The sequence below is a fragment of the Oceanobacillus picturae genome, assembly GCF_000612865.1.
Classification (GTDB): Bacteria; Bacillota; Bacilli; order Bacillales; family Amphibacillaceae; genus Oceanobacillus_B; species Oceanobacillus_B jordanicus.
The window spans coordinates 157,566-177,949 of the sequence record NZ_CCAX010000001.1 but is presented as its reverse complement, the minus strand read 5'-3'; the positions used below and the strand labels follow the sequence as shown (position 1 = coordinate 177,949).

Sequence of the window (20,384 nt, the reverse complement as noted above, 5' to 3'; positions counted from 1 at the left end):
AACACCTGCTTAATCTATTGTAGGTCGTGATGATACATTCGGATGGGAACGGAAATGTTGAATGTAATCTAAAGATTTACCTGTACCGATTGCCACACTTTCTAGCGGGTCCTCTGTAACAAAAACAGGCATTTTTGTTTCATCACTGATAACCTGGTCAATGTTTCGAAGAAGAGATCCTCCACCTGAAAGAACAATTCCACGGTCCATAATATCTGCCGCAAGTTCGGGTGGCGTCTTCTCGAGCGTGGTCTTCACAGATTCTACAATAGCTGTCACCGTATCTTCAAGCGACGTGGCAATTTCTTTTGCTGTGATCGTAATGGTTTTCGGCAATCCTGTTAACAGATCCCGGCCCCGGATGTCCATCTCATCGTCTCCAGTAACTTCTCCTGCTGTTCCAATATCCATTTTAATAGACTCAGCAGAACGTTCACCAATGAGTAAATTATAATTCTTTTTAATATAGGAAATAATCGCCTCGTCCATATCATCTCCAGCTACACGAATGGATTGGCTCGTTACAACGCCACCCAATGAAATCACTGCTACCTCTGTAGTTCCGCCACCAATATCTACAATCATACTTCCAGTCGGTTCCCATACCGGAAGGCCAGCACCAATCGCTGCAGCAAATGGCTCTGAAATTGGAAATGCCTCTTTCGCACCTGCTTGCTTAGTGGCATCAATGACAGCTCTTTCCTCCACCATGGTTATCCCTGAAGGAACACAAACCATCACGTTTGGTTTTTTTGCAAAATAAGATCGATTTTTCATTGCTTTTTTTATATAGTATTTCATCATAACTGCTGTCGTATCATAATCAGCTATTACTCCGTCCTTCATTGGACGAATAACTGTAATGTTACCAGGTGTTCTGCCAATCATATTACGGGCAGAGTTTCCAACTGCTTCCACATCACCTGTTTGAATGTTTTTCGCTACAACAGAAGGTTCACGTACTACCACGCCTTTTCCTTTTACAAAAACCAGAGTATTGGCGGTACCCAAGTCTATTCCCAAATCTTGAGATAAATTAAAAATTCCCAATCAAATCTCCCTCTCCAAAATCACACTATATCGATTATTTATATGTTATGTGCTGTCAGGTTCTTTACCTTCATTACATGCACGTACTTAAGACTGTCTGAGTAACAATCTTAATAGCGCCACTTTCAAAATAAAATCGAAAAATGGCGCTGTCTATATGTTCGTCAATATAATTATACGAGAAAATCCATAAAATAGATAGTATTATCCATAACCTCTATTAGGATTTTTAACATGTTTCGATTGCAAACAATATTATACATACATATCTTAAATAAAGTAAGCTAATTTAATTCTGTTGTATGTTGTTTTTTCTTGTTAGTGTGGCGTTACATTTCGCTATGTATGGTGCAAGTACTATGCTAATAATTATTTTTCATTAATTCCTTTTATTTTTGGTTTCTTGATAGTATTTGTAATCGATCTGAGTTCAAAAAATAATTGAACTCAGACCTTTTTTCCTTTTTACGTGCCAGAATTAACTATAATCGTCAATTATTTCGATTTTAACATGTTTTGAATTGTCTCTAACTGCCTTTCCAGATTTTCTAGCCTTTTTTCTAACTGTTCATCTTTTTTATTCTGTAGGGCTTCATCTTCGATCGCTTCTTCAATAGCTAATGATGCCGCATAGGTCCCTAATGCATCTCCTAATGTACTGAGTAATCCTGCGACCCAGGCGACTTTTAGACTTCCAGCAAGTGTTGCATCTTGTTCTGGTGTAGCTTTTTGAATTATTTCTGTATTTCTTATTCATACGTCCCAACCCCTGTACATTTACATCTTATAAATAAAATATTCGAGTTGGGCATTTTCCGTTAATACTATTTACCATCTAATAATCTATTCTCATTAAAGTGCAATTAAACCTCCAATCGAAACATATTAGATTAGAGTTGCCACGCTTAGTCTTTCTATTTACACATATCCTTTTTCTTTCAAAGAGACAAATTTGCGATCCCCGATAATAAGATGATCTAATAGCTCAATACCGATCATTTTTCCTGAGTCAACTAATCTTCTCGTTACATGGATATCTTCTTTAGAGGGGGTGGGGTCACCTGAAGGGTGGTTGTGGATGACAATAATAGAAGCTGCTGAACGTTTGACTGCCTCTCTGAATACTTCTCTAGGGTGAACGATGGAAGCATTGAGACTGCCGATAAAAATGGTTTGCCTATGAATGACTTGATTCTTCGTCTAGGAAGAGAACAACAAAGTGCTCTTGTCGTAAACTGCGCATTTCTTCCATGACATAATTCGCTCCGTCTTCTGGGGATCGAATGACATAACGAACATCCGGTTTGTATTGATTCATACGCTTTCCCAGTTCAATTGCGGATAAGAGTTGAACACCTTTTGCAGAACCAATCCCTTTAATAGCGGTCAATTCTTCGATTGTTGCATCATGCAACAGTTTGAGCCCTTCAAAATGCATAAGTACACGATTTGAAAGGGCCATTACAGATTCAGCTTTCGTCCCCGTACCAAGCAAGATAGCCAGTAATTCCTGGTTTGATAAGTGATCTGCACCATACTCCAGCATCCTTTCGCGAGGGCGATCATTTTTGGGAACATTTTTAATCATAATGGAGGAAACTGTCATCGTCTATCATCCTTTCTTTAATATCCTCCATTATATAATTACTAGCGAACAGCACAACTCTATAAAATAATATTTCCGTCATTAGCTTTTTTGGTAAATATGCTTTTTCTACTAGATAAAATGCGTTATTTAAATAGGTTAGTCATTAGATAATCTAATTGTTTGTAGTTACTCTATTATTGCTTATCCGCTGAATTCGTATAGAGATTCCACAACAAAAGAAGTTGATGTTGTGCCTTTTGTGAAGTTAAATCTTCTGCCAATTCCGCGCTTTTTCTCACTTCTTCAGCAAGTGGACTGAATTGACCAGCTTGTTTGGGTATTAGTTGAGCCAACTTGTCCCATGATTCTTTTTCAAAAGGACGTTCATTTGAAAGTCCCTTTTTGGTTTCAATCCAGTTTTTTTGCAACTGCTCTAACCAAGCTTTGTTATCTTCTGATACATGCAACGTGCCTGCTCCAGTACTCCATTCCTTCACATAAAATTCTAACCCGTCCTTGGTCATCTCGTCCCGAAGCTGTGTTGCTCCCTCTTTATCTTGTGCCATTCCTGCCAGGAGATAGAATTGATTGTCTTTCTCCCACAAAATGGTCGATACGCCAGCTTCTTTATATGTTTCAGCCCATTCTGAAGCATTCTCTCTCCCTGAAAAAACACCTGCTTGTAAAACAAAAGCGTTCACTGGTTCAAGTGCTACTTCGGCATTACTACTTTCCTCATTAGCTGTTTCTATTTCTGCTGGGACAGCAGCACTACCATTTGTTGGTACCTCTGGATCAATCGTGCCAAACATTCGAAGCATGATAATTCCCAATAATGTCCCTACCCCCAATGCAGATGCAATGGTAAGCAAAACAGGCTTAAGAGCCCCCCAACGTTTAGGCTTATTCGATTTTGAATTAAATTTATTTGGCATCTTTCTTTGAAAAAGTGGTACGTCCTCATTATCCTGCAGTCGTTCCACCGATGCTGCTGCTTCTTCCTTGGATCGGGGGTCAGACAAATTACTTGAAGAGGTATTTACTTTTACCTTAATCTGCTTCCCGTTTTCCCACAACACGACCATTTTGTCCTTGTCCACATTTTCCCCTCCGATACTGGAATGGTAGTTACACACACTCTAGCATACGTCGTTTGAAAAGTAAGAAGAATCTTGTCACACTATCAAAAAACCTTTAGACATAAATCGCCGTTTTAAAACGTTGCTAATCAATTTTTAACGACAGATTTTATCTTTTACATATATCGAAAAAGTCTTCAACCTGCATAATAAAGTGAAGAGAGCCTGTAATAAAATAAACAGCTTTTGCATCATTCATAGCACTAACCGCTTCCCGCCATGGAACAAAGTACAGAGAAGGGTCGTTAACAAGAAATGATTGAAGTTCATCTTTACTAGCTGCACGAGGATGATCGAAGGTTGTTAAGGTTATCGTAGCAAAATAAGACCGCAGTTTGTCTAGCATTACCTCCACGTCTTTGTCCTTAAAAACACCAAACAAAAGATGTCTTTCCTTGCTCGGATAATAGGTCTGTACAGAAGAAAGGAAAGACTCAATCCCGTCTGGGTTATGTGCACCATCCAAGATTACCTGCGGATCGTGACAAACTTGCTCAAATCTTCCAGGCACTTTTGTATGCTTCATAGCGGTTAGGGCAACAGATAGATCCATCATATAACCTTTTTGCTTAAGTAGTTTTATTGCCTTTACTGCTAAAGCAGCATTTTCCGCCTGATGAACGCCTTTCATTTGCAGTTGCAATGTGTGAGTCATGGGAGAGCCATCCTGCCACGTCACATGTTGTAAATCGTTTTTAATTACTGGTGTACGAATGGTAAAGTGGTCGCCGAGTTGATAAAGATCTGCTTCACACCTGTTTGCTTCCTCTACAATGACGCGATTTGCATTCAGCTTCAGATCACCTGTAATAACAGGTATTCCTTTTTTTATAATACCAGCCTTATGGTAGGCAATTTGCTCTATACGTTCACCCAAAAAGCCAGTATGATCCATAGCCACATTTGTTATAATGGATAGGATCGGTACAAAACAATTTGTGGTATCCTCCCTACCACCCATACCAGCCTCTATAACAGCAATATCGGTGTGCTGGGAAAAATAGAGACAAGCGATTGCTGTCATAATCTCAAACTCTGTCGGATGCATATCTTGCTCATCGAGTACGTTAATAACTGGGTAGAGTCTATTTAACTCTATAATGAACGCAGCTTCCGTGATTGGTCTGTCTTGGATCCAAATATGCCCCGTTAGCGTTTGACTAGGCGATGAGAATAGCCCTGTTTTGTAGTTATTGGCTATAAGTGCGTCTTTTAAGAAATGAGAGGTTGATCCTTTGCCGTTCGTACCAGCAATATGAATAGCTTTCATCTGTTTTTGAGGTTCGCCGGAAAGTCTCAATAGTGCTTTTATTCGCTCAAGGCCTGGTTTGATTCCGAAAGTTTTTCTTTGTTCAAAGAAATCAACCACCTGGTCAAATGTTGCAAACATATATATCCCCTGCCTATAGTGTATTATGATAGTTTAAGTTCTAGAAATTCTAAACTAGAATTAGTATAGCAGAAAGGAGCATTCTCATGAATTTACACGGTTGGATTGTTTATAATGGAAGTCTAAAAGGTAACAAGTTTCTCGACTTTGCTGAATGGATACAAGAGGCAGCCTTAAAGCAAGGGAGTTCCACAACTATCTATAAAAATAATGAGTTGCTTGTATCATTACAAACAAATAATATAAAAATCTTATCTGATAATTCGCCATCATTACCGGATTATGTCGTTTTCGCTGATAAAGATATCTATCTGGCAAAGCAACTGGAACTACTTGGAATTCCAGTGTTCAATCGTTCATCTGCAATTGAGGTAAGTGATGACAAAATCGCTACGTTTCAGCAACTATCCCAATATAATATTCCCCTGCCAGCTACTATTGTGGCCCCGAAGGTATTTATGAAAGACAATACTCATTTAGAGGACGTACATATCATTGCCAAAGAGCTCGGCTTTCCTCTAATAATAAAAGAAGCTTTTGGGTCATTTGGCGAGCAAGTTTATCTAATCCATGACGAAGATGAACTACACAAAAAGGTACTTGAACTTCAAGGGAAACCATATCTTTATCAAGCTTTTATTTCCTCCAGCTTTGGAAAAGATCTTAGGCTTCACGTAGTCGGCGATCAAGTGGTGGCTGCCATGAAACGACAATCATTGAATGATTTTCGCGCTAATGTATCTGCCGGCGGCACCACTCAAACTTACACTCCTTCAGTTCAAGAAGAAGAGCTGGCTATAGCCGCGACCAAGGCAATAGGAGCAGATTTTGCTGGAGTGGACCTACTTATTGGTGAAGACGAATACCCCATCGTTTGTGAGATTAATTCTAACGCCCATATACGCAGCATGTTTGATTGCACTGGAATAAATGTCGCCGACCATATGGTGCAGTATGTTTTAGAAGTTATTAAGGATGGAAGAATAAGGAATAGCCATGATTAATGGGTGGCTTATTTATGATAAAGAAAAAGCAGAGGAAAATCGCTCGTATATAGACTGGTTTATATCAGAGGCTTCCCAGCAAGATGTCTTGCTTTCCCTAATTTATAGAGAAGATCTCCTCATTGGGATAAGTAATGATCAGCCTATAATAAAATGGAAAGGTGAGTTCGTCTCCTTTCCACACTTTGCCGTTATAAGAACAATCGATACATTGTTAAGCAAACAACTTGAGTTCATTGGTATTCATGTCTTTAACTCATCTGCAATATCATATATGGCAAACAACAAGGCAATGACTCATCTTGCTATACAACGATTAGGTATTCCAATGTTAGACAGCTTTTTCCTTAGAAAAGAAGATGCTTTGCATGGACAACCTCCTATCGATTTTCCATTTGTTTTAAAAGAACCGCGTGGTAGAGGTGGGTCCCAGGTATTCTTGATCGAGGATATCTCCATGTTCGAACAATCAATCCCTTCCATTGATTCTGACTATATGGTGATCCAGTCATGTAAGGTACAACTTGGTAAAGACATTCGTGTATTTGTGGTAGGGAATAAAATAATTGGGGCAGTCTTGCGAAAGAGTGACAAAGACTTCCGTGCCAATTACAAACTTGGTGGATCTGCTGAAGCTTATGTATTAAGTGAGAAGGAACAAAGTCAAATTGAAAAAATCATCGCTTCATTTGAATTTGGAATGGTTGGTATTGACTTTCTATTGGATGAAAAAGGAACCCTTCTGTTTAACGAAATAGAAGACATTGTTGGTTCCAGGACACTTAGTGCTGTAAGTGATGTCAATATTTTAAAGATCTATATTCAGCATATTAAAGATGAATTGAACAGGAACCACCAAGCTCGAACATAACTATTAAAAAAGAAGTCCGAACTATGATTGTTTTCTACTCAATCTAGTTCGGACTTTTCATTTGCAAAAGAAGTGACATCCTAATTTTGAAGTGTATTTCAGGTGTGATAATAAGAGATCCTATATCACATCTAGTTTTTCACTAATTAGAAAAACTCGCCTTCGCTCATCCTTTAGCGAATGTGTACGTTTTTCTTATACTTGGAACCTTAAAATTTCAACTGCGTCGACTTTGCTTCCTTGCTGAAATTGTATACTTTCCTAACGTGTAAAATAAGTTATGTCACGACCTCTTTAACTTAACGTTATTTCAATTCCTGTAATCTTGCTTTCACTTTGGCTTGCTTATCTAAATAATCTTTTTCTTTCTGTTTCTCTTCTTCTACTACATGCTCTGGCGCCTTGCTGACGAACCCTTGATTTGCTAACTTTTTCTGAACACGTTCCACTTCTTTCGTCCATTTAGCCAACTCATTTTCAAGCCGCTCTAATTCTTTTTCGAAATCAATTAACCCTTCAAGTGGGAAGAAAAGCTCCGCTCCAGTAACCACCGAACTCATCGCCTTCTCAGGTACTGAAACCTTCTCAGCTATTTCTAACTCACTTGTATTACAAAAACGTTCAAGATAATGACGGTTATGTTCTAACTCTGTTGAAATTACAGCTGATTCGGTTTGGATAAGCAGTTTAATTTGTTTAGACATTGGTGTGTCTACTTCAGCTCGAATATTTCGCACTGATTTGATGATCGAAACGAGACGTTTCATTTCATTTACCGCTTGTTCGTTATCAAATGCAGGATTTTCTTCTGGCCATTTTGCAATGGTGATAGAAGATCCTTCATGTGGTAACTGTTGCCAAATTTCTTCTGTAATAAATGGCATGAATGGGTGCAACATACGCATCGTCTGATCTAAAACATAGGCAAGTACAGAGCGAGTTGTCTTTTTCCGGTCTTCATCCTCACCATACAATGGTAGTTTTGCCATCTCAATATACCAATCACACAAATCATCCCATATAAAGTTGTATAAATGACGGCCCGCTTCACCGAACTCGTATTTCTCATTATTTTTTGTTACATGTCCAATTGTCTCATTAAGTCTGGCCAGTATCCATTTATCTGCTAGAGATTTTTCCCCTGACAAATCAATATCTTCATACGTAAAGCCTTCCATATTCATTAGTGAGAATCTAGAAGCATTCCATACTTTATTGGCAAAATTCCAAGTTGATTCAACTTTCTCCCAATGGAAACGGAGATCCTGCCCTGGGGTAGACCCTGTTAATAAGAAATACCGTAGAGAGTCTGCTCCATATTTTTCGATTACATCCATTGGATCAACACCGTTTCCAAGGGATTTACTCATTTTCCGGCCTTCTGCATCGCGTATTAATCCATGAATTAATACGTCATTAAAAGGTTTAACGTCGGTGAATTCCTTCGATTGGAAGATCATTCGTGCAACCCAGAAAAAGATAATGTCATATCCAGTCACCAATACACCTGTTGGGAAATATCGTTTGAAATCGTCTGAATCTGTATCTGGCCAGCCCATTGTAGAAAATGGCCACAATGCAGAAGAGAACCATGTATCAAGTACATCCTCATCCTGTACCCAGTTTTCACTGTCTTCCGGAGCTTCTTTGCCAACATACAATTCATTTGTTTCTTTATGATACCAAGCAGGAATCCGATGGCCCCACCATAACTGTCGAGAGATACACCAGTCTCGAATATTATCCATCCAGTTTAGATAGGTGCGTTCAAATCGATCTGGTACAAAATTGACTTTATCTTCTGTTTGTTGCATTTCCACTGCAGCATCTGCCAGTGGTTGCATATCTACAAACCATTGTGTAGACAAGTAAGGCTCTACAACCGCTCCACTTCTTTCCGAATGTCCTACTTGATGAATATGATCTTCTATTTTAAATAGCACGCCCATATCCTCAAGATCCTTCACAATCTGCTTACGGCAATCAAAACGATCTAAACCTTCGTATTTCCCAGCCTTTTCATTCATTGTTCCATCCTCATTCATGACAAGGACTCTTTCCAGATTGTGTCGATTTCCAATTTCAAAATCATTCGGATCATGTGCGGGAGTTATTTTAACAGCTCCTGAACCAAATTCTCTATCTACATAATCATCGGCAACAATTTCTATTTCCCGACCAGTAATTGGTAAGATAACTCTCTTACCAATTAAATGGCTATAACGCTCGTCTTTCGGATGTACGGCAACTGCTGTATCACCAAGCATCGTTTCAGGTCGAGTGGTGGCTATTTCGATATACTCATCACTATCCTTAATTGGATAACGTAAGTGATAAAATTTCCCCTGTACTTCCTCGTAAATAACCTCAATGTCTGAAAGTGCGGTTTTGGTTTTCGGGTCCCAGTTAATAATATACTCGCCACGATAAATCCAGCCCTTTTCATACAGTTTAACGAACACTTCTTTAACTGCCTCTGACAATCCATTATCAAGCGTAAAGCGTTCACGAGAATAATCTAATCCTAAGCCTAATTTTTCCCACTGTGAACGAATAAAATCTGCATATTCGGATTTCCATTCCCAAGCAGTTTCGAGAAATTTCTCTCTACCTAGCTCATAGCGGTTCGTTCCTTGTTCCTTTAGCTTCGCTTCTACTTTAGCCTGAGTAGCGATGCCAGCATGGTCCATACCAGGAAGCCATAGTACATCATATCCTTGCATTCGCTTCATTCTTGAGATCGTATCCTGCATGGTCGTATCCCATGCATGGCCAAGGTGGAGTCTTCCTGTTACGTTAGGTGGCGGAATTACAATAGAATAGGCCTCTTTCTTAGAATCCTTCCCTTCTGCTTCAAAGTACTTTCCATCTAACCAAAATTGATACCTGTTTTCTTCTACTTCCTGCGGGTTATACTTTGCAGACAGTGCTTGTTTTTCTTGTTCACTCATATCTTAATCCTCCTTTTTCCATTTAGAAAAAATAGCAATCGCTAGTCGGTTAACGAATCTGTACGTCTTTCTTATACTTGGTACTTTTAATTTTTACCTACGTCGTCACTTCTCCCTAGCTAAAAATTTTATACTTTTTAACGTAAAAAAAACCTTTTCATCCTATAGAAAGGACGAAAAAGTTCTATTTTCCGTGGTACCACCTTTGTTTACAGGTCACATACAGACCTGTACACTTCATTAATTGATAACGGTTTGTAACCGGCATTCTCCTACTAACGTAAGCGTTCAAAGATGCAGCATCAGGAGCGACCTTCCAGAACACGCTCAGCCGGGAAACTTTCACCATCTGTTTCCCTCTCTTTAGACAGCTCATTCTGTACTCTTCTCCATCATCACTATTATAATATCTAGATACATTTTATAGTTAAGCTGTATTTACGTCAACTATTATTTAGCAGGGTTGCACAATCACCCTATGTTTATACATAGTATATTAAAACACACACAAAAAGTGAAGGGGTAGAAAGGAGAAGATTATAATGGCCCGTTATTACCGATATAAACTCCCACCATGGGCAAGAAACTGCTTGTTTATAGCCGAAAAGGTCACATTACCTATCCTGATATTTCAGTTAGTCCGCACATTATTTTTTCCGACTACATTTGATGTTTTTTTACTTGGTTTAATCGTTGGGGTCTTTATAGCTTTTTATTTGGAGTGGATTTAGCTATCTAGATCATCAAAATTTATTATTTCATGCTCCTTTTCCACATAATCAGACCATTGCAGGCCAAAAGTTAGCTGTCTGTATGCACGTTGTAATTGTCTCGTTCTCGCTAACATTGTTTGATTTGAAGGGTCTTCAAGATATTCTTGAACTAACCGAAAATAGGAAGATGGGTGCAGTAAATGGATGGTCAAAAGCTGTAACTCTTTTTCAGTTAGTTCATTTTCCTTTATGTAAGAATGAAATTCCTCTGTATAGGCAGTTATTGGGGCATCATAATCAAGCGTTTCGGAACGATAAAAACGCACTAAATCCATTGTAGCATTCTCATATCGAGCTTGTTCCCAATTAATAAGCTGGGCACTGTTGTGATGCACTATATGATCTCTGCTTAACTGCCCATGACAAAAACTACTATTCCAGGTTACTTGCTCATCGTTGGACACATAAACAAGTTGGTCCAGGCGTTTATTCAAAACCTGAAACACCATGTCAATATCGCGAAACTGTGAGCATACCAATAATTCAAATGGAGACATATAGTGGTTTCGCTCAAAACGATCAACCGTTCTGTTTAATTCATTAAAAAGTGTTTCACAAGCCTGCTTGTATGTACCAAATTCACGAACGAAAGTGTCTTTTTCAATTTGTTTAGTCTGTTTCGTTTTTGCATGCACAGCACCAAGGTTGCTATAAAAATCGGCAATGTTTCGTTCCGTGCCTCTACCGTTATCATGGTCGACCCATGGACTAAGATAATAAAAGCTTCCGAGATGCTCCTGATATAGTTGACCATTTCTTGTCATATATACTGGCAAAATAGCATGTAGCTGATGATACTCAGCCAATTTAAATGACTTTTCCCAATTTACGATCGTACTGGAAGACAGCTTGCTTTCTTTTAGTGCATAGTTGCGGTTTCCATCGCTTATCTTCCACAAACGTTTCGTAATCTTTTCTATAGACAATGGGTATACAGAATAAGACTGCAATATATTTTCGGCTTCCATTCTAGCTCACCACCTTAGAGGAATTGTTATTCCTAAATAAGTACTACCCCTTGTTTTTAATCAAGGGGCAGTGAATTAAATTTATCTCTTCTTTGGAATGTATAACAGTTGTCCTTCTGACACTTCAAATTCGTCATCGAGCTGGTTTTGCTTGATAAGTTGTAGTGTTGTAACCTGATAGCGCTCTGCAATAGATTCGATTGTATCCCTTTCTTGCACGATACAAAGACGCATCTTTGTATATTTTTCCTCCTCACTATCACGGAACATGTCTGATAGGTAGCTAACATCTTGAACAGGGTCTTCACGGTTTTCTGAACTATCCTGTACGTCATACTCTACCGTGGATTCTTCCCAATCTTCTTCGTTTTCTTCTACATCTAATATCTCAGATTCACTTTCACTACTACTTTCTTCTGATGCAGATTTGTTAAAAAACTCACTAAAGGACTTCGTTTCTTTATATTTCCATCTGCCTTCTTCTGGTTCTTCTTTAATACCATCATCCAACTCTTTTTTAAGCTCTGGAATTTCAGGAGGAGAAAACGGAAAGGCTTTAACCTCTTCTGATGGCTCTTCTTTTTCTTTTAACTCAAACTCGAAATCCAATTTTTCTCTATCTATTAGAGATTCGTCATCTTGTATTTCGCTTTCTTCGCTTTCTTCCCTTTCTTCATTGCCTATTGCATCTGGCTGCTCATCCTCTTCTAGCGTCTTAGATGAAAGATGTGGTTGTTCCGTGTCATCTCTTAATTCTTGCTCTGCGTTCGCTACCTCTTCCACGTTTGCTTGGTCTATTTCATTTCTCGGTGTTTCCTTTATTTCACTTATCCCATATATCTCAATGGTAGAATATAGCTTAAGACTACTTTCATCTGGAATCTCGTAATCAAAGGAATCGATATAGACTGAAACGTCATTAAGATTGTGTACGCGATAAGTAGGTACAGAAATTTCCACTGGGAAACGGTGGGTAAATTCAACTCTACCATCTGGGTATTCTTCGACTTTTTCAACAAAACGTTTTGCTTGATAGTCTTCTAGCTCAATCGTATCTTCTTTCTGAGAAGCAACCTTCTGATATTCCCCTTTTAACTCAATAACTCCACGTATTGAAATATATTCATTAAAAGGTTGTATCGAAATATCAGGTTCTAACGAAATGCCTTTCATCTCCGCGACTTCCTGACCTCTTTCAAAAGAAAGAACTTCATTCAATTCAAAACTAAAAACTGAGCGATCATTTGACACCTAGCTTCCTCCCTTCAACATATTCCATATGTTTATATGTCTTATTCATCTATATGAACGACAAATTAGGGATATGCTTGATTTAGCCGATTCTGTCTATAACCCCAAAAAAGAATGGACATACCAGGTAAAAATGTGTAGAAAAAATTCACTTTCAAAGCTTGTAAAGTGAAACTTCAATCAGTGGAGTTTTCATTCTTCCCCCACTGATTGTTAGCTGAACGAGTCGGGGTGCTAGCGTCCGTTTACTCCGCTAAAAACTAACGGTTTCGGCCTCATGTTTGAAGCGGGTGTCTTACGGACGGTTTCACCACGATAAATGAATACTCATTCATTTCAATAAAAATGAAACGCCGCGTTGACTCGGCTTCTCAAGGAATTCGAATCACACGCGGCGTTTCTATAGCAAAGTTTTGAAATTATTTTTTTATTGACGCAAAGGCATGGTTAACAGCACTAATTGTCTTTTCAATATCTTCATCAGTGTGTGAGGTAGAAAGGAATAATCCTTCAAATTGTGAAGGTGGAAGGAATACTCCCTGCTCCATCATCGCTCTATAATATTGAGCAAAATAATCTAAGTTGGCTGATTGTGCAGTCTCATAATTAATTACCTCTTGATCAGTAAAGAAGACACCTACCATGGAACCCGACCGATTAATCTGCAGTGGAATGTCATGGGCATGAGCAGCTTCTTTAAACCCTTCCATCAAGCGATCAACTTTTTTATTTATTTGCTCATAGGAGGATTTGTCTAAAGCACTGAGTGTCTCCAGTCCTGCCGTCATGGCAAGTGGGTTACCTGATAAGGTACCTGCTTGATAAATTGTCCCCGTTGGAGCTACCTTTTCCATAATTTCACGCTTACCACCGTAAGCACCTACTGGCAAACCGCCTCCAATCACTTTCCCAAGGCATGTTAAATCTGGTGTCACTCCGAAATGGCCTTGAGCACAATGGAAACCTACACGGAACCCTGTCATTACCTCATCAAAGATAAGAAGTGTACCATTTTCTTCCGTGATGGTACGTAAATCCTGCAGGAAGGAATCCTGTGGAGGAACAACACCCATATTACCGGAAACCGGTTCAACAATTACCGCAGCAATATCATCGCCAAATTGTTCAAATGCATAGCGAACACTTTTCATGTCATTATAAGGCACAGTAATGGTATTCTCTGCTACTCCTTTCGGTACACCAGGACTATCCGGTAGACCTAATGTTGCTACACCCGAACCTGCTTTAATAAGTAAGGAGTCACCATGGCCGTGATAATTCCCTTCAAATTTAAGAATTTTGTCTCTTCCGGTATACCCTCTAGCAAGCCTTAAAGCACTCATGGTAGCCTCTGTACCAGAATTAACCATTCTCACCATTTCTATCGATGGCACACGATTTATAACCAATTGTGCCAACTCATTTTCGAGTAAAGTTGGGGCACCAAAGCTTGTCCCTTTTTCAACAACTTCTTTTAATTTACTAACTACTCGGTCATCTGCATGTCCTAATATAAGGGGTCCCCAGCTAAGTACATAATCGATATATTCATTATCATCTATATCGTAAATTCTGGAACCTTTGCCTGATTGCATGAATACAGGTGACATGCCAACAGATTTAAATGCACGTACAGGAGAATTTACTCCGCCTGGCATTAAATCAACCGCTTCTTTGTATGCATCTTCTGAATTTGTTAAATTAATCATATCGAATCAATCACCTCTATTGAATTTTATCCTGTCCCGCAGGTAGGCTCTTACTTTTCATTCAACCATTTCGCTACATCTTTTGCAAAGTATGTGATAATTAAGTCTGCGCCTGCACGTTTCATAGAAGTTAATTTTTCCATCACAAGCTCTTTTTCATTAATCCAGCCATTTAAAGCAGCTGCTTTTACCATGGAATACTCCCCACTTACATTATAAGCCACTACAGGAACGTTCGTATTGTTTTTAACATCACGCACAATATCTAAATAAGAAAGGGCAGGTTTCACGATTAAAAAGTCTGCACCTTCTGCAACGTCTGATTCAGCTTCTCTCAATGCTTCCTGGCGGTTTGCAGGATCCATTTGGTACGTTTTACGGTCCCCAAATTGCGGCGTACTGTCCGCAGCATCACGGAATGGGCCATAAAATGCTGAAGCATATTTTACGGCATAAGACATGATTGGGATATTTGTATAGCCCGCTTCGTCCAACGCATGACGAATTACAGTTACAAAACCATCCATCATGTTAGAGGGTGCAATGATATCTGCACCTGCTTCAGCTTGTGAAACTGCTGTTTTCGCTAACAGTGGAAGAGATGCATCGTTGTCAACATCATGATTATGGATTAGACCACAATGGCCATGGGACGTGTATTCACAAAGACATGTATCTGCTACAACGAGGATGTCAGGATACCCTGTTTTTACCTTTCTCGTAGCTTGTTGTACAATTCCTTCCGCAATAAATGCGCCTGTTCCTTCTTCATCCTTTTCGTTCGGTACACCAAACAACATAATTGCTTTAATTCCTAACTCATGGATCTCCTTAAGTTCTTCTTCTAGACGATCGAGTGTTACCTGAAAAACCCCAGGCATGGAAGGAACCTCGTTTTTAATATTTGTTCCTTCTAATATAAATAAAGGGTATATAAAATCATCGGTGCTTAATGTTGTCTCCCTTACTAATGAACGCATGGAAGCAGAACTACGTAGCCTGCGATGTCGTTTAAACTCAGATGTATTTGACATATTATCTATCCCTTCCTTAAAATGTGATCACTTATGCTTTGTATCATTCCATCAATGGTAAATTTAGTTGGTGTTAAAATATATTGAAACCCAAGCTCTCTTGCCCTTTGACTCGTTGTGCTCCCTATACAAACACAGGGGATGATATCTGGTATATTCTCCACCATTTCACAAAAAGCTTCTACGGTTGAAGGGCTAGTAAAGCTAACATAGTCTAAATTATTCTTAGTAACGGCTTCAATAAGCTGAGGTTTTCTTTCATAACTGAAATGTGTATCATACACCTCCAGCATATCAAAATCCAACCCAGCTTGACGAAATTTCTCGGGTAACACCTTCCTGGAACGATTGCCCCGGATGAGTAATAATTTACCAGGGGCAGGAAATCTCTTTAAAAAATCGCTTGCCATTGAGTTCGCATTATATGTTTCTGGTGCAAAGTTTTCCTCATACCCATATCGCTTCAAAGCACTACTCGTTTTTTCCCCTACTGTGGCAATTTTGGCGGAAATAGAAGAAGAGTTCTCTAGCTTTTTCCTTAACTCAAAAAAACAATCAACTCCATTAGCGCTTGTAAACAAAATCCAGTCATACTGAGATAGGTTTCTCAATACTTCCCAAGTAAAATCTGTTTCCTTACACACGATTTCTAACAGAGGAACGACCACCGGATTACCCCCGTGTTGGGTAATTTTATCGGCAAAGAGATTCGCCTGTTCAGCTCCCCTTGTAACCAAGATGTTTTTTTGCATAAGGGAAAAAGACATTAGCTGTCCAGCTCCTCTTTTACCCTCTCCACTATTTCTTTAGCCCCTTGGTCGGCAAGTAGACGTGCAGCTTCTTCCCCAACTTTATAAGGATCTGTTCCTCGTACAACCTCTTTCAAGATAGTTTTACCGTCTGGTGTTCCTACGAGTGCTGTCAGTACTATCTCTTCCTTATCCAAGTATGCATATCCGCCAATCGGAACTTGGCAACCACCTTCTAATAAATGAAGGAAGGTTCTTTCTGCTGTTACCGTTATTGTTGTATATTGATCATTAATTAGATCTAGAAGTGTATGCAGTTCTTGATCATCTTCTCGGCATTCAATAGCGAGTGCCCCTTGTCCAACTGCTGGTACACAAACATCCGGCTCAAGGTATTCTGTAATAAGTTCTTCACTCAAACCAACCCGTTTCAAACCAGAAACAGCCAGAATAATGGCATCATAGTCTTCTTCCTGCAATTTCCGAATTCGCGTTTCAATATTCCCGCGAATCCATTTGATTGATACGTCTGGCCGTTCAGCAAGCATTTGCGCAGCCCGCCTTAAACTACTTGTTCCGATGATGGCACCCTCTGGAAGATCCTTTAGGGCAACATTTCCTTTTGAAATAAAAGCATCACGGTGATCTTCACGAACTGGTATAGAAGAGATTGTCAGCCCCTCTGGCATGCTTGATGGCATATCTTTCATACTATGTACAGCAAAGTCAATTTCTTTGTCATACATTGCCTGCTCGATTTCTTTTACAAAAAGCCCTTTTCCTCCAACTTTAGATAGCGTAACATCGAGAATGCGATCACCCTTCGTTACAATTTTCTTTACTTCAAACTCATTCCGTACGCCCGCTTTCTTTAATTGATCAATCACCCAATTTGTTTGCGTAAGCGCAAGATTACTTTTCCTTGAACCAACTACGATTTTTCGCATAAATATCCTCCTATATGATCGTTAAAAGTGAAAATTTGAAAGTACACTAAATAAAAAGAAGTTTACCAATAACATCAGAAATGCGGCAGAATTATATATTGCAATGCGCTTCCCATTATATCCACGGCCTACACGTAATAAAAGATATACAATATAGACGAGCAATACGAGAATGGATCCCGCTGTTTTTAGATCAAACCAATAAAACTCTGAGCTGGACACATAAGCCCAAACAACGCCTAGCGTGATGGCAATTAATAACAAAGGCACTCCGATTGTGATGGCTAGTAGCGCATACCGATCCAGCATTTTTAAATCTCCTAAACGCCATATCCATTTTAAACCTTTCTTCTCCTTCAGTATTCGATATTGCGCAATATACATTAGTGAGCAGAAAAAGGAAAGCGTGAAGAAACCGTAAGATAAAATAGCCAGGGAGATATGGGCCACAAGCATTTCATCTACTATTCGCACTCCGCCTGTTGCGAAAGTTTCTTGAGCTTTTGTGGAAATATAGAGTAATAGAATAAAGAAACTAAATAAATTAATGAAAAACAAAATAAAGTGAATCGTAAATAATGCATTTACGATAAGCGATAATGTAAGAAGCACCCAAGAATAAAAGAAAAGACTGTCTGTAAACGTGAAAATTGGTAAATTATGTTCTAAAATGACTTCAAACAGCAAGAATAACGTTTGAATAACCCATACCATACAAAGCAACCAGAAAGCTGTTTTATTTGCCTTCCGGTTGTTCTGGATGAAATCAATAAAGTACCCAATCAAACTTAGTCCATAAATAATTAAAATGAATTCATAAACCCATTTCAGTTCAAACATCATCTGAAAATCCTTTCATCAAATGGTTGTCATACTGTCCAGCATTGGAAAGGATACTTCGTTCTTATTTATTTTTTTGGAAGTACTATTTTTTTTTACCTGTTTCGCAAGTTCTTCCTGTAACTCATCCTCTATTCCAAATATCTCCACAAACAGATCCAATGATTCTTTTGCTTTGTCATTTCCAGCCATTTCTTTTGCTTGTGTAACTGGCTGCTTTAAAAGCTGATTAATGATGCTTTTGGTATGTTTGTTAATTACTTTTCTCTCCCTCTCTGTTAGGTCAGGGATCTTCCGCTCAATGCTTTGTACCGTTTCAGCTTGAATAGAAAGAGCTTTTTGGCGCAGTGCGGAAATAATAGGAACAACACCAAGCGTTTTTAACCATTCCTTAAAAGTAACAATTTCCCCTTCAATCATTATCTCAATCTGCTCCGCTGCTGCTTTTCTTGAAGCAAGGTTTTCATCCACAATATGTTGTAAATCATCAATATCATACAGGAATACATTGTCCAATTCACTTATCGCAGGATCCAAATCTCTTGGGACCGCAATGTCCACTAAAAATAACGGACTGCCTTTGCGCTTTTTCTGAATTGGAGCAAGCATACTCTTAGTCAATACAACATCATCAGAACCTGTTGACGTAATTAGTATATCAGCATCAAGTAGGACATTTGATAGCCCATTTAACGGAACCGCTTTTGCTGCGAATTTTTTTGCTAACAATTCTGCTTTTTCCAATGTTCTATTTAATACTGTAATTTCCGTTGCTCCAGAACCTTGCAGGTTTTTGGCAGCAAGTTCACCCATTTTCCCAGCACCAAGAATTGCTACATGCTTGTTCTGCAAATCACCAAAAATTTTCTTTGCTAGCTCGACTGCAGCATAGCTAACAGATACAGCGTTTTGTCCTATAGCTGTATCTTTTTGCGCCCGTTTACCAAATGTGATCGCTTGCTTGAACAGTTCATTTAACACAGTTCCCGTTGTATCGCCCTCTTGGGAAGTTAAAAAGGCATGCTTCACTTGCCCAAGGATTTGCGTCTCTCCAACGACCATGGAATCGAGGCCTGTTGTGACACGGAATAACTGTTCAATAGCAGCATCATCCTCAGCAATTCGCAAATAGGTGGAAAGTTCTGCTTTATCAATATCAAACCAATCAGTCATGAATTTTTTAATATAATAACGTCCTGTATGGACTTGATCCACTACAGCATAAATTTCCGTACGATTACAGGTGGAAACAATAACATTTTCCAACACACTCTTTTGCTCATTTAACTTTACCATTGCATCAGAGAGTGCATCCTCGGAAAAAGTAAGGTTTTCCCTAATTTCGACTGGGGCTGTTTTGTAGTTAAACCCAACCTTCAGTATATGCATCACATCTACCCCCATAAAACTTTCAAGCCAGTCCAACTTCGTGCCATGGCTTTCGACATATTAACTATATTATAACATGTGTATCCAGTCACATTGCAGAGAAATGTGAACAGATTCTGAAACAATGTGTTAGGATATAACGTATATGAATTAGTACGAATGTACTGTATCATAAATAAGATTGAATAGGCAAGAAATCAACCTATATGAGGAAAGGTTTGTGAAATAGTGAAAAAACAAAACGCACTTCCAGCATATATACTAATAGGAATCGGTATCTTTTTCTTATTGCGTCAATTAAAACTTCCGATTATAACCGATTTCTATTCATGGCAGACCATTATCATTATTATCGGTTTAGCTCTTCTTATACATAGTTATACTTCCAAAAGCTATCATAATCTATTCAGTGGCTCGATTTTACTTGGTATCGGCATTCATTTGCACGGCATACAGCATTATGATTTTTGGATAGATCATTGGGCAGTATATCCTCTAATTATTGGGATTGCCTTCCTTGTTAGACGGACAAAGGTCAAACAAGGGCTTTTCCCTGGGGTTATTCTTACTGCCGTTTCTATCCTGCTTATATTCTCTGTATCACTCCCCCCTTGGCTCGACTGGGTTTATCAGGTGATTGATACACTTGAACAATTTTGGCCAGTTGTATTAATTTTAATTGGATTGTATTTACTTATGAAAAGGAAATAGGGGAAATCAGCCTTGTTAGC

The 20,384-nt window shown here is 38.9% G+C and carries 16 protein-coding genes, 1 pseudogene and 1 other annotated feature; of the genes and pseudogenes, 4 read left to right on the top strand and 13 right to left on the bottom strand.

What is annotated here, in order from left to right; all coding sequences use genetic code 11:
• Positions 1-9: 9 nt before the first annotated feature.
• The 4 genes and pseudogenes from BN988_RS00865 to BN988_RS00850 form a co-directional block, all read right to left on the bottom strand.
• Complete coding sequence (locus tag BN988_RS00865) at positions 10-1,050, bottom strand: rod shape-determining protein (protein WP_036572273.1); 1,041 nt, start codon at positions 1,048-1,050, stop codon at positions 10-12.
• 918 nt (positions 1,051-1,968) lie between these two features.
• Positions 1,969-2,656 (bottom strand): annotated as a pseudogene (gene radC / locus BN988_RS00860) (RadC family protein).
• 176 nt (positions 2,657-2,832) lie between these two features.
• Entirely contained in the window at positions 2,833-3,738 is a 906-nt protein-coding gene (locus BN988_RS00855) for an SPOR domain-containing protein (protein WP_036572270.1), read from the bottom strand.
• A gap of 148 nt (positions 3,739-3,886) precedes the next feature.
• A complete protein-coding gene (locus BN988_RS00850) occupies positions 3,887-5,167 on the bottom strand; it encodes a bifunctional folylpolyglutamate synthase/dihydrofolate synthase (RefSeq protein ID WP_036572268.1) in 1,281 nt (426 codons plus the stop codon).
• Positions 5,168-5,253: 86 nt separating this feature from the next.
• Here BN988_RS00850 and BN988_RS00845 point away from each other — a divergent pair, with 86 nt between their 5' ends.
• Positions 5,254-6,171 (top strand): ATP-grasp domain-containing protein, encoded by a 918-nt coding sequence (locus BN988_RS00845; RefSeq protein WP_036572264.1) that lies wholly within the window; start codon positions 5,254-5,256, stop codon positions 6,169-6,171.
• Positions 6,164-7,042: an ATP-grasp domain-containing protein gene (locus BN988_RS00840; RefSeq protein ID WP_036572263.1), complete on the top strand. Its 879-nt coding sequence runs from the start codon at positions 6,164-6,166 to the stop codon at positions 7,040-7,042. The genes BN988_RS00845 and BN988_RS00840 overlap by 8 nt, the downstream gene beginning before the upstream one ends.
• Positions 7,043-7,347: 305 nt before the next feature.
• Here the strand turns inward: BN988_RS00840 and BN988_RS00835 are convergent, their stop codons facing one another.
• Entirely contained in the window at positions 7,348-9,993 is a 2,646-nt protein-coding gene (locus BN988_RS00835; RefSeq protein ID WP_036572261.1) for a valine--tRNA ligase, read from the bottom strand.
• Between the two features lie 166 nt (positions 9,994-10,159).
• Positions 10,160-10,398: a binding site (T-box leader), on the bottom strand.
• Positions 10,399-10,535: 137 nt separating this feature from the next.
• Between BN988_RS00835 and BN988_RS00830 the strand changes: the two genes are divergently transcribed.
• Positions 10,536-10,724 carry a hypothetical protein gene (locus BN988_RS00830; protein ID WP_036572259.1) on the top strand — a complete coding sequence of 63 codons (189 nt, stop codon included), beginning with the start codon at positions 10,536-10,538 and terminating at the stop codon, positions 10,722-10,724.
• Here the strand turns inward: BN988_RS00830 and BN988_RS00825 are convergent.
• The 8 genes from BN988_RS00825 to hemA all read right to left on the bottom strand — a co-directional run bounded on the left by BN988_RS00825 (position 10,721) and on the right by hemA (position 19,653).
• On the bottom strand, positions 10,721-11,734 hold the full coding sequence (locus BN988_RS00825) for a phosphotransferase (RefSeq protein ID WP_036572256.1): 1,014 nt from the start codon (positions 11,732-11,734) through the stop codon (positions 10,721-10,723). The genes BN988_RS00830 and BN988_RS00825 overlap by 4 nt on opposite strands.
• 81 nt (positions 11,735-11,815) lie before the next feature.
• Positions 11,816-12,985: a stage VI sporulation protein D gene (gene spoVID / locus BN988_RS00820; protein WP_036572254.1), complete on the bottom strand. Its 1,170-nt coding sequence runs from the start codon at positions 12,983-12,985 to the stop codon at positions 11,816-11,818.
• Positions 12,986-13,404: 419 nt separating this feature from the next.
• Positions 13,405-14,694 carry a glutamate-1-semialdehyde 2,1-aminomutase gene (gene hemL, locus BN988_RS00815; RefSeq protein WP_036572253.1) on the bottom strand — a complete coding sequence of 430 codons (1,290 nt, stop codon included), beginning with the start codon at positions 14,692-14,694 and terminating at the stop codon, positions 13,405-13,407.
• Between the two features lie 50 nt (positions 14,695-14,744).
• The gene (gene hemB / locus BN988_RS00810) at positions 14,745-15,728 is read right to left on the bottom strand and encodes a porphobilinogen synthase (protein WP_036572252.1); all 984 of its coding nucleotides are present in this window, start codon (positions 15,726-15,728) and stop codon (positions 14,745-14,747) included.
• 5 nt (positions 15,729-15,733) lie between these two features.
• The gene (locus tag BN988_RS00805) at positions 15,734-16,495 is read right to left on the bottom strand and encodes a uroporphyrinogen-III synthase (protein ID WP_036572251.1); all 762 of its coding nucleotides are present in this window, start codon (positions 16,493-16,495) and stop codon (positions 15,734-15,736) included.
• Positions 16,495-17,424 carry a hydroxymethylbilane synthase gene (gene hemC / locus BN988_RS00800; RefSeq protein WP_036572250.1) on the bottom strand — a complete coding sequence of 310 codons (930 nt, stop codon included), beginning with the start codon at positions 17,422-17,424 and terminating at the stop codon, positions 16,495-16,497. The genes BN988_RS00805 and hemC overlap by 1 nt, the downstream gene beginning before the upstream one ends.
• A gap of 21 nt (positions 17,425-17,445) precedes the next feature.
• Positions 17,446-18,264, bottom strand: a complete 819-nt coding sequence (locus tag BN988_RS00795; RefSeq protein WP_036572249.1) for a cytochrome C assembly family protein — start codon at positions 18,262-18,264, stop codon at positions 17,446-17,448.
• A gap of 18 nt (positions 18,265-18,282) precedes the next feature.
• On the bottom strand, positions 18,283-19,653 hold the full coding sequence (hemA, locus tag BN988_RS00790) for a glutamyl-tRNA reductase (protein ID WP_036572247.1): 1,371 nt from the start codon (positions 19,651-19,653) through the stop codon (positions 18,283-18,285).
• 228 nt (positions 19,654-19,881) lie between these two features.
• Here hemA and BN988_RS00785 point away from each other — a divergent pair, with 228 nt between their 5' ends.
• Positions 19,882-20,364, top strand: coding sequence for a LiaI-LiaF-like domain-containing protein (locus BN988_RS00785; RefSeq protein ID WP_036572245.1), 483 nt, complete (start codon positions 19,882-19,884; stop codon positions 20,362-20,364).
• Positions 20,365-20,384: the final 20 nt, after the last annotated feature.

Coding starts and splice junctions, on each gene's coding strand:
- hemA (WP_036572247.1), bottom strand. CDS start 19,653: ATGCATATACTGAAGGTTGGGTTTAACTACAAAACAGCCCCAGTCGAA.
- BN988_RS00850 (WP_036572268.1), bottom strand. CDS start 5,167: ATGTTTGCAACATTTGACCAGGTGGTTGATTTCTTTGAACAAAGAAAA.
- BN988_RS00845 (WP_036572264.1), top strand. CDS start 5,254: ATGAATTTACACGGTTGGATTGTTTATAATGGAAGTCTAAAAGGTAAC.
- BN988_RS00840 (WP_036572263.1), top strand. CDS start 6,164: ATGATTAATGGGTGGCTTATTTATGATAAAGAAAAAGCAGAGGAAAAT.
- hemB (WP_036572252.1), bottom strand. CDS start 15,728: ATGTCAAATACATCTGAGTTTAAACGACATCGCAGGCTACGTAGTTCT.
- BN988_RS00795 (WP_036572249.1), bottom strand. CDS start 18,264: ATGTTTGAACTGAAATGGGTTTATGAATTCATTTTAATTATTTATGGA.
- BN988_RS00835 (WP_036572261.1), bottom strand. CDS start 9,993: ATGAGTGAACAAGAAAAACAAGCACTGTCTGCAAAGTATAACCCGCAG.
- hemL (WP_036572253.1), bottom strand. CDS start 14,694: ATGATTAATTTAACAAATTCAGAAGATGCATACAAAGAAGCGGTTGAT.
- hemC (WP_036572250.1), bottom strand. CDS start 17,424: ATGCGAAAAATCGTAGTTGGTTCAAGGAAAAGTAATCTTGCGCTTACG.
- BN988_RS00825 (WP_036572256.1), bottom strand. CDS start 11,734: ATGGAAGCCGAAAATATATTGCAGTCTTATTCTGTATACCCATTGTCT.
- BN988_RS00805 (WP_036572251.1), bottom strand. CDS start 16,495: ATGTCTTTTTCCCTTATGCAAAAAAACATCTTGGTTACAAGGGGAGCT.
- BN988_RS00830 (WP_036572259.1), top strand. CDS start 10,536: ATGGCCCGTTATTACCGATATAAACTCCCACCATGGGCAAGAAACTGC.